This is a genomic window from Rahnella sp. Larv3_ips (assembly GCF_003697865.1).
In the GTDB taxonomy this organism is placed as follows: Bacteria; Pseudomonadota; Gammaproteobacteria; order Enterobacterales; family Enterobacteriaceae; genus Rahnella; species Rahnella rivi.
Genome location: NZ_MJIB01000021.1, coordinates 737,438 through 749,907, shown reverse-complemented (window position 1 = coordinate 749,907; position 12,470 = coordinate 737,438). Strand labels below are relative to the sequence as shown.

12 protein-coding genes and 1 pseudogene are annotated in these 12,470 nt (G+C 56.8%); 2 read left to right on the top strand and 11 right to left on the bottom strand.

The window, feature by feature from the left end:
• Window positions 1–65: 65 nt before the first annotated feature.
• On the top strand, window positions 66–1,454 hold the full coding sequence (gene mltD / locus ED901_RS22985; protein ID WP_056781602.1) for a murein transglycosylase D: 1,389 nt from the start codon (window positions 66–68) through the stop codon (window positions 1,452–1,454).
• Between the two features lie 74 nt (window positions 1,455–1,528).
• On the opposite strand, the gene ED901_RS22980 is transcribed toward mltD, so the two are convergent.
• Window positions 1,529–2,329 carry an endonuclease/exonuclease/phosphatase family protein gene (locus ED901_RS22980; RefSeq protein ID WP_072158198.1) on the bottom strand — a complete coding sequence of 267 codons (801 nt, stop codon included), beginning with the start codon at window positions 2,327–2,329 and terminating at the stop codon, window positions 1,529–1,531.
• Window positions 2,330–2,579: 250 nt separating this feature from the next.
• Here ED901_RS22980 and yafC point away from each other — a divergent pair, with 250 nt between their 5' ends.
• Window positions 2,580–3,479 (top strand): DNA-binding transcriptional regulator YafC, encoded by a 900-nt coding sequence (gene yafC / locus ED901_RS22975; RefSeq protein WP_056781607.1) that lies wholly within the window; start codon window positions 2,580–2,582, stop codon window positions 3,477–3,479.
• Window positions 3,480–3,518: 39 nt separating this feature from the next.
• Here the strand turns inward: yafC and ED901_RS22970 are convergent, their stop codons facing one another.
• The 10 genes and pseudogenes from ED901_RS22970 to ED901_RS22925 form a co-directional block, all read right to left on the bottom strand.
• Window positions 3,519–4,211, bottom strand: coding sequence for a 4'-phosphopantetheinyl transferase superfamily protein (locus tag ED901_RS22970; RefSeq protein ID WP_122097351.1), 693 nt, complete (start codon window positions 4,209–4,211; stop codon window positions 3,519–3,521).
• A gap of 3 nt (window positions 4,212–4,214) precedes the next feature.
• The gene (locus ED901_RS22965; protein WP_122097350.1) at window positions 4,215–5,444 is read right to left on the bottom strand and encodes a beta-ketoacyl-ACP synthase; all 1,230 of its coding nucleotides are present in this window, start codon (window positions 5,442–5,444) and stop codon (window positions 4,215–4,217) included.
• Window positions 5,441–6,172: a 3-ketoacyl-ACP reductase FabG2 gene (locus ED901_RS22960; protein WP_056781613.1), complete on the bottom strand. Its 732-nt coding sequence runs from the start codon at window positions 6,170–6,172 to the stop codon at window positions 5,441–5,443. Before ED901_RS22960 ends, ED901_RS22965 begins: the two co-directional genes overlap by 4 nt.
• Complete coding sequence (locus ED901_RS22955; RefSeq protein ID WP_122097349.1) at window positions 6,169–6,648, bottom strand: 3-hydroxy-fatty acyl-ACP dehydratase; 480 nt, start codon at window positions 6,646–6,648, stop codon at window positions 6,169–6,171. Before ED901_RS22955 ends, ED901_RS22960 begins: the two co-directional genes overlap by 4 nt.
• Window positions 6,645–7,817 (bottom strand): beta-ketoacyl-[acyl-carrier-protein] synthase family protein, encoded by a 1,173-nt coding sequence (locus ED901_RS22950; protein WP_122097348.1) that lies wholly within the window; start codon window positions 7,815–7,817, stop codon window positions 6,645–6,647. The genes ED901_RS22955 and ED901_RS22950 overlap by 4 nt, the downstream gene beginning before the upstream one ends.
• Before the next feature lies 1 nt (window position 7,818).
• Entirely contained in the window at window positions 7,819–8,394 is a 576-nt protein-coding gene (locus tag ED901_RS22945) for a DUF3261 domain-containing protein (protein WP_122097347.1), read from the bottom strand.
• Complete coding sequence (locus ED901_RS22940) at window positions 8,391–10,697, bottom strand: MMPL family transporter (RefSeq protein WP_122097346.1); 2,307 nt, start codon at window positions 10,695–10,697, stop codon at window positions 8,391–8,393. Before ED901_RS22940 ends, ED901_RS22945 begins: the two co-directional genes overlap by 4 nt.
• On the bottom strand, window positions 10,687–11,292 hold the full coding sequence (locus tag ED901_RS22935; protein ID WP_122097345.1) for an outer membrane lipoprotein carrier protein LolA: 606 nt from the start codon (window positions 11,290–11,292) through the stop codon (window positions 10,687–10,689). The genes ED901_RS22940 and ED901_RS22935 overlap by 11 nt, the downstream gene beginning before the upstream one ends.
• On the bottom strand, window positions 11,289–11,732 hold the full coding sequence (locus tag ED901_RS22930; protein WP_122097344.1) for a thioesterase family protein: 444 nt from the start codon (window positions 11,730–11,732) through the stop codon (window positions 11,289–11,291). The genes ED901_RS22935 and ED901_RS22930 overlap by 4 nt, the downstream gene beginning before the upstream one ends.
• Window position 11,733: 1 nt before the next feature.
• Window positions 11,734–12,470: pseudogene (locus tag ED901_RS22925) on the bottom strand (glycosyltransferase family 2 protein); the annotation flags it as partial.

Sequence of the window (12,470 nt, the reverse complement as noted above, 5' to 3'; positions counted from 1 at the left end):
AAAGGTTGTGTTTTTCTTCTTAGCAAAGTATTATCGCTCGTCTTTTAAGCAACTATGACACACACATGAAGGCATATGCGATCCTAATAATCGCCTCCATGTTGCTCACCGGTTGCCAGGCGTCCAGGCAGGGCGCGAAGGTACCCGAGCAACATGCACAGAGTTTGTCTTCAGCAAGTCAAAGTGAAGAAGCAGGACAGTTCACAGGTGATGGCCGAGCGGCCTCTGGGGGATGGTTGGATGGAAACGACGCCGCCTCTCAGCAAAACCTGTGGAACTTCATTGGCGACGAGCTGAAGATGAAGGTTCCGGATAACCCCCGGATCCGCGAGCAAAGAGTTAAATATTTAAAACATAAGAGCTATCTCCACGATGTAACATTACGGGCAGAGCCGTACATGTACTGGATCACCGAGCAGATTAAGAAACGTAAGATGCCGATGGAACTGGTACTGCTACCCATAGTGGAGAGCGCTTTTGACCCCAAAGCAACCTCATCAGCTAACGCTGCTGGGTTGTGGCAGATTGTGCCGCAGACGGGTCGCAACTATGGTCTGAAACAAAACCAGTGGTATGACGGACGCCGCGATGTTGTGGCTTCGACAACGGCTGCGCTTGATATGATGCAACGCCTGAACAAGATGTTTGGCGGCGACTGGTTACTGACCGTGGCTGCGTATAACAGTGGTGAAGGCCGCGTGATGCAAGCGGTGAAAGCGAATAAAGCAAAAGGTCGGCCAACGGATTTCTGGTCTTTGGCACTGCCGCGTGAAACATCGATTTATGTTCCGAAGATGTTAGCGCTGAGTGACCTCTTAAAGAACAGCAAGAAGTATGGCATCAACCTGCCGAAACCGAGTGAAGACCGTGCTCTGGCGCGTGTTGAAGTCGGACAGCAAATGCAATTAACGCAGGCCGCTGAAATGTCAGGTATGTCACTGACCAAGCTGAAGTCGTTTAACACTGGCTACAAGAAGAATGTAACCGCGCCGAATGGCCCGCATTACATTGTTCTGCCGAAGGCGCATGCCGACCAGTTAAAGGATTCTCTGGCTGATGGCGATATCGCCGCAGTGCAGCAAACCCAACTGGCCAGCAACACTCCGTCAGGGGCAAAACAGTACAAGGTTCGCTCCGGCGACAGCTTGTCTGGTATTGCAGCCCGACTGAATGTGAAAACCCGTGATCTACAGCGTTGGAACAATTTGCGCTCAGCAGGCGCGTTAAAAGTTGGGCAAACACTGCAGGTGGCGGATAACAGCGTCAGCGATACCAGCGTGAATGGTGGCAGCATCACTTATCAGGTACGTAAAGGCGATTCGTTGTCGAGCATTGCCAGACGTCACGGCGTGAACATCAAAGATGTCATGCGCTGGAACGCGTCAGCAGACAACCTTCAGCCGGGCAAAAAGCTAACGCTGTTTGTTAGCAACAAAATGAGCCCGGAAACCTGACAGGTTTGGACCATAAAAAAGCACCCTGAACATTCCGGGTGCTTTTTTTTATCCAAAATTTGGGAAGGGCTTTTTTACTGCACCAGGGGTTTACCGGCCAGAAACTCTACGCGCAGCGGATTATGGTCAGACGCACGGGTTTCCATGACGGAAGCGTGAGTCACGCTCAGGTCGCGATAGAAGATGAAATCGAGCGGTCTGCCAAAGGCGCGTTTGCGGTAATCCGCCGGGAAACGCACTTCTTCCAGATGAATATTTCCCGCAAAACCAAACAGCGCGTTGATACGCTGTTTGCTCCAGGCATTGAAATCCCCCGCCATGATCACCGGGCCTTTATGATTCGCAATCTGCTCACCAATCGGGTCAAGTTGCTTGCTGTAAACGTCGATCCCAATACTGAAATTGACCGCATGAATGTTTACAACCATCAGCAGACGGCCATCCAGTAACGGATAGACGGTGACTAATGCCGATTTTGCCAGCCTGAGCAGCGGCTCACGCTCACGCAGAGGGCAACAATAGACCGGGTGTGCCGCAGACAGTGTCATCACGCCAGAGGGGTGCTGAGGCAGCATAAACGCAGGCACCTGATCGGCGGCCAGATAGTTGGACGTGGCATAACGGATCAGTTCCGGCGTGGTTTGCGCTTCCTGAAGTAATACCAGTTGCGCATCTTTGCCGAAATCACGCAGGACTGACAACCAGTCAGCCCGCTGCTGTTTGAAGATATTCCACACCATGACGCGCAAAATATTCGAGTTAGGAAGTGCGGCACCCGGCGGCAAATCTGGCCCCAAATGTGCGAGGGCGCCTGGGAAAATTTGCTCAGCGGGCTGACCTGCCACATACCTCATTGCATATGTTTTTTTTCGCACGCTAATCGCCTGTTCACTCATTCAATGATGCTATGTGAGAGATCATCTCTCAACGAAAGTTCAGTATACGCCCGCAGGCGCTCAGGCCAAATCTGTTTACAAGGGTATACAACCCGCCTGCTCCCCTAAAGGCTAGCATAAAAAAAGCCCCGCCCATCACCGGACCTGATTCGATGGCGGCGTTGATCTGCTTGTGCTTAAATGACATAAATAACCAAAGTATCAGATGATTTATGCTGGAGTAACATCAATGCGAGCCAGTTCTGAAGAGTTGATGACCTTTGTGACCGTGGTGGAAAGTGGCAGTTTTAGCCGTGCGGCCGAACAGCTTGGGCAGGATAATTCCGTCGTCAGCCGGACGCTGAAACGGCTGGAGCAAAAACTTGGGATCACCCTGCTCAACCGTACTACGCGCCAAATCAGCCTGACACATGAAGGCGAACGGTATTTTGTTCGCGTACAGAAAATCCTGCATGACATGGCTGCCGCCGAAGACGACTTACTGGAAAACCGTGACGATCCGCAGGGGTTGCTGCGCGTAGATGCCGCCACGCCGGTGATCCTGCACGTCATCACCCCGCTGGTGGCGGAATTCACCGAACGCTTTCCGAAGATGTCGCTGGCGCTGTTTTCTTCCGAGAGCAACATCAATCTGATCGACCACAAAGTTGATGTGGCGATCCGCGTCGGTGAGCTTGAGGATTCAAGCCTGCGCGCCCGCAAACTGATGCTCAGCTACCGCAGCGTGCTGGCCTCGCCGGAATACCTGAAAAAATGGGGAACGCCGCAAAGCGTCGACGCGTTACTGAAGCACCGTTGTCTGGGGTTTAACGAAGTGGTCGCGCTGAACAAATGGCCGCTGCTGTGCGCCGATGGCCAGCAACTGACGATCACCCCGTTTATCAGTTCCGGCAGCGGCGAAACGCTGCGCAGGCTGTGTTTGCAGGGCAACGGTATCGCCTGTCTGTCGGATTTCATGACCGATGAAGATGTGCAGCGCGGGGATTTAGTCAAACTGCTGGTGCCGGATGTCATGCGCATCGCGATGCCGCTGCACGCGGTGTATTACAGCGACCAGCGGGTCAGTACCCGGATTCGGAGTTTCATTGATTTTTTAAGCGAGAAGCTCGGGGATTCTGACAGGAAATAATTCGCGATCAGGTGATGCCGGTTTCGCGGAAATGTCGGTTCACCAGATCCCGGCATCAAAGGATGTCCAGACGCGCTGACGCTGAGAAATAAGCATTCCGCTGGTGGGTTCAAACCGGTATTCCTGCGGCGCCCCGGCGCCTTGCGGAACGGCCACCGCGCTCATCACCGTGCCCCGCCTTCCACACCATAACCGGCTGCCGGTCGCTGGCTGCGAGGTAAAACGTCTTGCGGCGGGATCTAGACAGAGGCGGTCCATTTGCCAGACGCTTGCGCCCTGCTGTTTCAGCCACGCCTCACGTAAACACCAGAGCTGCCAGAAGGCAGTCTGCGGATCGGTCTGCTCCACCATCCACCGGAATTCGCCAGCGCTGAAGGCCGCCTGCGCGATAGCCAGATAACGCGGACGCGGGCGCATCTGCTCGACGTCGCATCCGGTTTGTCCGGCGTCGCACAGAACCAGTTGCAGACAGTTTTTACTGTGGCTGAGGGAAAAATGCGGCAGGGAGGGAGCGACAAACGACGGTTTGCCCGTGGCGGAAATCTGTATAGCGGGCAGCATTTCACAGCCTTTAAAAGCCCACATCGCTTGCGCCAGCAGCGCCCTTCCCGCAAGCCATTGCTGCCTGCGGGCGGGGTTCATGCTTTCACTTCGCGCGAGAAGGTCTGCGGGCAAACGCGACAGCGGGAAGCGGTCGTTCAGCTGTGCCGTCACGAAATACGCAGACGTCATCAGTTATGGCCAGCGACGGAAAACCAGCGACGTATTAATGCCGCCAAACGCGAAGTTATTCGACTGAATAAACTCGGTCTGAATATGACGCGATTCGCCCATGATGTAGTCCAGTTCGCCGCACAGCGGATCCGGCTGCGTCAGGTTGATGGTCGGAACAAAGCGGTCTTCGCGCATCATTTCCAGCGACATCCAGGCTTCCAGCGCGCCACAGGCGCCGAGCGTATGGCCGAAGTAACTTTTCAGCGACGAAATCGGCGTTCTGTCGCCAAAGACCGCCGCCGTCGCCTGACTTTCCGCGATATCCCCGCGATCGGTCGCCGTGCCATGCGCACTGATGTAGCCAATCTCCGCCGCAGAAATACCGGCGTTTTTCAGCGCTTTTTCAATGCAAATTTGCATGGTGGATTGTTGCGGCTGAGTGATGTGCGCAGCATCGCAGTTGGTGGCGAACCCGACGATCTCGGCATAAATTTTCGCACCCCGCGCGCTGGCGTGTTCGAGGGATTCAAGGATCAGCGCGCCAGCACCTTCGCCAATCACCAGCCCGTCACGCTGCGCATCGAACGGACGGGGAGATAATTCAGGGTGATCGTTTTGCTGGCTGGTAGCGAACAACGTGTCAAAAACCGCGGCTTCCGACGGGCATAACTCTTCCGCACCGCCCGCCACCATCACGGTCTGGTAGCCGTGTTTGATCGCTTCATACGCATAGCCGATGCCCTGGCTGCCCGATGTGCAGGCACTGGACGTCGGGATCACCCGGCCTTTCAGACCAAAGAACAGACCGGCATTCACTGCCGTGGTGTGCGGCATCATCTGCACATACGTGGTGCCGGTGATGTTATTGGTGTGCTTTTCCGTCAGCATGGTGGCGAATTCGCTGACCGGCCCGGTGCTGCCGGTGGAAGATCCGAAGGCAATGCCGGTTTCGCCGTTGGTCAGGATCGGATCATCAAGTAAACCCGCCTGTTCCAGGGCCAGTTCCACCGCACGGGTGGACAGCAGCGAGACGCGCCCCATTGAACGGATGCGCTTGCGGGTGTAATGCGCCGGGATAACAAAGTCATCCACCGGCGCACCAAGATGCGTATTCAGCCCCTGATAAATCAGCCATTCGTCCATGTGGCGAACCGCGTTACGCCCCTGCTGCAGGCGGGCGCTGACGTCGTGCCAGTGATTACCGAACGCCGTAATTCCTTTCATGCCGGTGACGACTACACGGTGTGTCATACCATGCCTCCGTTGATGGAAATCACCTGACGGGTAACATAGCCGGCGATATCTGACATCAGATAGCTCGCCAGGCCCGCCACTTCATCGGCGTTGCCCATACGTTTGAGCGGGATCATGCTCATCGCCGCGTCGAACGCCGGTTTTTCCATCTCCAGCATGCCTGTATCGATAAGCCCCGGCGCAATGCAGTTCACGGTGATTTTGCGTTTTGCCAGCTCCAGCGACAGCGCCTTACAGGCACCGATAATGCCCGCTTTGGCCGCGCTGTAATTGACCTGCCCGCGGTTACCGGTGATACCCGAAACAGAAGACAGCGCAATAATCCGCCCGCCCTGACGCAGCCCGATCATCGGCATAACGCAGGGATGTAAAACGTTATAGAAACTGTCGAGATTGGTATGGATCACGCCATCCCAGTCTTCATCGGTGAGTGCCGGAAACGCCGCATCGCGGGTAATACCGGCGTTATTAACCACGCCGTAATACGCGCCGTGCGCCTCAATATCACGCTCAATCGCCTCGCGGCACTGCGCACGGTGGCTGATATCAAATTGCACAATACGGCCACTGCCGCCGAATCCGGCGATCTGCTGCAAAGTATCTTCAGCGCCTGTTTTATCGCTGTGGTAGTGAATCGCTACCTCAAAACCGTCTTTCGCCAGCCGGATGGCAATGGCTTTACCGATCCCTTTACTGGCGCCGGTGACTAATACTGAACGCGTCATGCCTGCATCCCCTGAGTTAATTTTATTATTTCGTCCTTGTCTGGCTGATAAGTATTCAGCCGTCCCTGTGCAACCTGTAGGTTGTCTTGTTTACCCTTAATACTGATAACACCTTCAAAACTCGCGATTTTTTCATCGCGTAATACCATCGATACTCTGATTAATAATTCACTGCCCGCCGCAAATTCCGGGACGGCGCATTTAAGACCACGTCCGCCCAGCAGCATACCTAATTGTGGCGGCTCGCCGGATTGTGCGCCATGCCAGCCGCTCCACACGCCGATCGTCTGCGCAATCAGCTCGAGGGAATACCACGCAGGCAAGGCACCGCCCGCATTCAGAAAGGGGGCCAGTACGCTGTCCTGGCTCACCACAACGCTGCACAACGCGGTGTCGCGGGTCACGTCAATCACGTTTTCCAGCAAGACCATCGGCTCAGCGTGAGGTAAAAAATCCGCCGCATTTTGATAACTCATGACTGCCTCCCGATCAGAATGCTGGCATTGTTGCCGCCAAAGGCAAAAGAGTTAGACAGGATCACCGGTCTGGCGAGCGGTTGCCCGGTCGTGGCCAGCCAGATATCCGGCAGGCTGACATCGCGCGAAATCTGTGAAAAATCCTGATGCGGCAGATGAAGAGCCTGCGTCAGGATCAGCCAGCTGAGCGCGGCTTCCGTCGCGCCGGCGGCACCCAGCGTATGGCCGGTGAGATGCTTGGTCGAACTGCACGGCGTGCTGTTGCCAAACAGACGATGTATGACAGCGGCCTCCACCTGATCGTTGAGCGGCGTCGCCGTGCCGTGAGCGTTGATGTACCCCACGTCGCTCGCGGTCAGCCCGGCCATTTTCAGCGCCATCGAGATCGCCCTTTCCGCCCCGAGCCCTTCCGGATGTGGCGCAGACATGTGCCACGCATCGGAAGATTCACCGACGCCGAGCAGTGCGACCTCTGCCGGTTCGCGGGTCAGTAAAATCAGCGCGGAGGCTTCACCGATATTGATGCCGTCGCGCCCCTGTCCGAATGGCGCGCACCGCCCATGCGATAACGATTCCAGACTGTTAAAGCCGTTCACGGGCATGCGGCAAAGGCTGTCAGCACCGCCGACAATGGCCGCGTCCACCAGCCCGGCTTCGATCAGTCGCTTGCCGCTGATGATCGCCCGCGCACTGGAGGAACACGCGGTAGACAACGTGTACGCCGGGCCGCTCAGATCCAGCAGTTCAGCCATAAACTGCGACGGATCGCCAAGCTCCTGCTGGCGGTAATCGAAGCCCGGCGGGAATTCACCGTGCTGATGTAAATAGCGCACGGCCTCTTCGCCCTCAGCAATGCCAGAGGTGCTGGTGCCCATGATCACCGCAACGCGATCTTTGCCGTACTGCGCGATCGCCGCGTTGACCTGAGATTCAATCTGCGCCAGCGCGGCCAGCAACAGCTGATTATTCCGGCTGCGGTGCGCCATCAGATCACCAGGGATCGCCGGCAGATCGCCCGTGACGGTGCCAAGCCAGACCGGACGGTTTTCCGTCAACCAGCCTTCCTGCAATGACATGCCAGGCGCAGTGCCCGCCGTGAGGTTTTGTGCGATCTGGACAAGATCGTTGCCCAGCGCGTTCACCATGCCCACGGCCGAAAAGTAAATCATGTTAGCCACCGACGTTCTGGATAGTTATCTGGTAATGAAAAGCCTGCTGGGTGATCGACACCGGCTGGCGGATCGCGCCTTTCGGCAGATAGTCGATGCGGGTGATCGTCGCCCCGTGGTTATCCAGCAACGTGCGGCGCAGCGGTTGATCGTCCAGCCGCCAGCCCGCCGGAAGCAGCGGCTGCCAGCGTTCGACCGGCCAGTAGCTCAGCATGATATCGGCCAGAACCTGATTTGCAGGAGGTAAACCGTCAATTTTTATGGCCTGTTCGGTATGGATCCCTTGTTGATCGTAGACCACTTTGAACAGACGGATCCCCAGCGGGGAGAGCCCGGCCAGTTGCAGCGATTTGCCATCGGCATTAAGTAAGACCAGCAGCGACTGCTGTTTGCCCTTCACGGTGGCCGTCAGCAACTGTTGCTGACTCACCGGCTTTTCCAGCAGCGGCGAGGGTAATTTCACCTGAACGCCGGGTTTCAGCCAGGCTTGCGGCAGCGTACTGGCCGGAGGCTGCGTGGCACAACCGCCGAGGCTAAGCACCAGCCAGGCCAGAAGTGGCAACGTGAATCGACTCATTTTCTACGTCCTCGTTTTTTAACCGGCAGGGTCAGCGGTGAGAGCAGGAAGGCCGTCAGAATGCCAAAACTCAGCACGATGCCAAAACTGCTGATCGCCTGCGTGGCGCTGAATACCAGCATCCCGAAGGTCAGCAGCGTCGTCACCACCGCCATGAATATCGCAAACATCGAGGTGGTCGGTGTGCCGCGCGGATTGGTGAAAAACAGCGTGTAGTTAATGCCAATGCCCAGCACCAGGATCAGCGCCAGCAAAGAAAACAGATTGAGATTATGCCCGCTGTAGCCGAGCGCCGCGATGCCCGTCGCCAGTGATAAAACAGTCGGCACCAGACAGATCAGCCCGTGCGGCAGGCGGAAACGCCAGAGATACATGACGGCAATCACTGCCACGGCCAGCGCCAGAAGGCCGGTCAGATAAACCCGGTACTGGGAAAAGAGATCGCTGAACTCCGTTTTACGGTCAATCCAGCCCGCGCCCGGCGAGGAATCCGCCAGCGCTGCCATCGCGGCGCTGTCGTGAACGCCACTGACAGGAATGAGTGTCGCGCTGCTCCCGTCCGGCAGGGACAACCATAATAACCGCCAGCCCTGACTGATGACGCTGTTAAGCCACATCGGAACATCGACCGTTTGCGGACGTAAATCGGGCACAGAAACGCGGATACCCGCCTGCTCTAACTGAGCCACAATCTGCGGCGCACGCTGCCTGAGCAAGGTTAAATCGCGCTGCTGCAGTGCCTGGGAGGGCAGCCCGAGCATCCGGTAGCCGTCAATCACGCCGCCCGTTTTGGCCTGCGCCAGCTTTGGCCGTAAGGCTTCGAGGCGTTGCAGCGTTTGCTCGGCATTTTCGCCATACACCACCAGCCATTTCTGATCGTTAGTTTGCCCGGTCAGCGCGGCAATCTGCTGTTCCTGCTGCTGTAACGCGGCGGGCAGCGATTGTAAATCAGCAATATCATCATTGATTTTAAGCTGAGCTATTCCGCCCGCTGCCACCAGTAAAATCAGGACGGGTAAGCCGATGCGCACCGCTTTCTGGCTGCGCCACGCCAGCAACCAGCGGAAAATCAGGGCAAGCCCCGGTGTCGGCCCTACCGGCAGGCGTTTTGATAAATACGGATACCAGCACATCACCGTTATACAGGCGGCGCTCAGACCGGCCGCGGCGAATACCGCCAGCTGTTGCAGGCCCGGAAAGGGCGCGATCAGCAGCATCAGATAGGCGGCTACCGTGGTCAGCAGGGCCATTGATAATGCCGGGAAAAGTTTTTTCAGGCTGTCCAGCGGCGTGGTCGTGTCGCCGTGAACCCGCCGCTCGGTGAGGAAATAAAGGGTGTAGTCAGCGGAGATCCCGACAATGCTGGTACTCAGCACCAGCGTCATTATGTGAATTTCGCCAAATACCCATAAGGTAAAGACGGTGCCGGATAATGCGCCAATGGCGATAGAAAGCAGACTGAGCAACAACGGCAGCACCGAGCGGAACATCACTAAAATCAGCACGAATACGCCGATCACTGACGCCGCGCCAATGGTGGAAAGATCGTGTTCAGCCTGCTGGCTGGCATAGTTGCTGTAGAAAATTGTGCCGCGCGCCAGCACTTTCGCCCCCGGCCAGCGGGTTTCAAAGGCCTGTTTCACCGCATTCAGGCTGGCGACCGTCTGCCTGCCGGTGGTGATGTCATACGAAGAGGCTTTCAGCTCACCGTGCACTAAATACCAGCTGCGCCCCTGCTTATCACGGGCCATTAGCCAGCCCTGATCGAGCGTCATGCCGCTGCTGTTCTGCTGCTGCGCCATCTGGGACGCGCGAACCAGCAACAGCGGGTCGTGAGTCAGCTCTTTTCCACTGACGCCGGCAAACGCCGAGTAGAGCTGACCGAGGATCCACTGGCTTTGCGCCTCCGCGCCGGTTGTCAGCCGCTGGCGAGTCGCTTCATCGAGCAAAGCGTTACGGTGTTGAAAAAAGAACGTGCCCCACTCCTGCTGGCGTTGAGCATCCATCGGCCCTTCCACCTGACTCAGTTCAGGCAACGCCCGCAGCTGTTTCAGCCAGTCGTCAAGCGGCGCAATGCCTGCGCCCTGCGGCGGGCTGACCAGCCACATCAGCTGACGATCAAGGCGCTGCGTGAAACCTTTTACAAACACCTGCGGAACGGTGGTGTTCTGCTGTTGCGGCAGGAGCGCCAGCACGCTGCTGTTAATCTGACTGCGCGGCAGCAGCCAGAACAAGGCGGCGACCAGCAAGGCGATGATCAGCAGCCAGCCCAGTGCGAGGCGACGATGAAATTCAGGACGCAAAATGGCGTTTCTCGGCGTCAGTCAGCTGGGCTGGCGCCGTTTGCTGGTTGAAGAAGCGGATATGCGTGGCGTCGCCCTGCATGTCATTAATATCGATATTGTTCAGGTAAGTTTCGCCATGCAGCGTGATGCTGCGGAAAAGACGGTTAAGCGGCGAGACTTTCGGCGTCAGGACAAGCGTCCAGGCGCCCTTTCCCTGATCGGTGAAACCGAGCGTGAAATTCTGCTCCAGCACGCGGCGATCGGCATGAAACAAGGCGCTCAGCAGCGAGTTGAACTGAAACATCTGCGGGTTGCTTTGCGCGGTGACGACCTGCGGATCCTGCCCCGCCATGATCTGCACCATGCGATTTTCGGTCAGTAATAACGTCAGGCTGAAGGGTTTCTCCTGCTGCCACCACAGCCCTTGCTGTTGGGCGATCACCAGATTTCCGCTGGAATTCAGCGGTTGCGCCATACCGCTGATGGTCCGCTGCTGGGCAAACTCGGCTCTGAGTACCGGCACCTGACTAAAACGCTGCTGTAACTCTTCCAGCGTGACGGCCTGAGCTGCCACGCTGAACACCGCCAGCAGGATAAATAACAGTGATCTCACAGGCTGACTCCCGTTTTATCGAACAACACCTGTGGCGAGACAAAGCACATCTCTTTGGTGGTGGCATCCACCGCCACCTGCAAGGTGTAACCGGTGGTGGTGCGCTTACCGGTTTCGATGTCGAAAATCTGATAGCCGATCCGCAGACGGTTTTCGATTTCCTCCAGCTGTGCGCGCACTTCAATACGTTGCTCGAAGACAACCGGCGCAATGTATTTCAGGCGGGTATCGACGATTGGCCAGACATAGCCTGACGCCAGCATCTGACGGTAACCGTAATCAAACTGCTTCAGCAATTGCTCGCGCGCGACTTCCAGATAACGGAAATAGTTGCCATGCCACACCACGCCCATCGAATCAGCGTCGTGAAAAGGCACGGTGATTTCCACGCGGGTAGAAAATCGCGGATCGTTAAATTGTGGGTCAAGTTTGGACGTCATATCAGTCAGGTTTCCCTTCAGGGGCGTCATCCGCTGGATGCTGCCAGAAATCATAAAAATTGAACCAGTCATGAGGCGCCAGCAGGCTGTAATGCTCAAGACGAGCGGCGTAACGATCGACTGCGTCCTGCAACGCGGGCAGGCGCTGAGCGCGCGGCAGGATCAGCGGGTCGGCAAAATTTTCACAGTAAATGTGCAGTTGCCGTTGCTGCATGATGCCAAACATCAGCATCACCGGCGCACGCAGCGCTGCCGCCAGAATAAAAGGCCCCTGCGGAAACGCGGCCGGCTTGCCAAGAAAATCACTCCAGATCACGCGGGCGTGTTCACCGCGCTGATGGCTGCTGGCGGAGGTACGATCGCCGACGATCGCCACCCATTCTCCTGCATCGAGCTTTTCCTGCAACAGCATCGCCGTATCCGGCCCCATCTTGCTCACCTGAATCAGGTTCACCACCGCCTGCGGATTGATCTCTTTCATCACCTGATTAAAGCGCTCGGCATTGTCGGTGAAAACCAGCGCATTGACGATGATCCGGTGGTTGAGCGCACCCAATGCGCGGCAGGATTCGATATCGCCCAGATGCGAGGCCAGAATAAGCGTTCCACGCCCCGAGGCGATGTGTGCCTCGCAAACCTCAGGATTGACCAGCACGGCGTCGGTCAGGGTTTTATCGCCCTGCCAGCTCGCCAGCTTGCTCAGCAAGGATTCGCCAAAACGCATGAAATGACGGAACG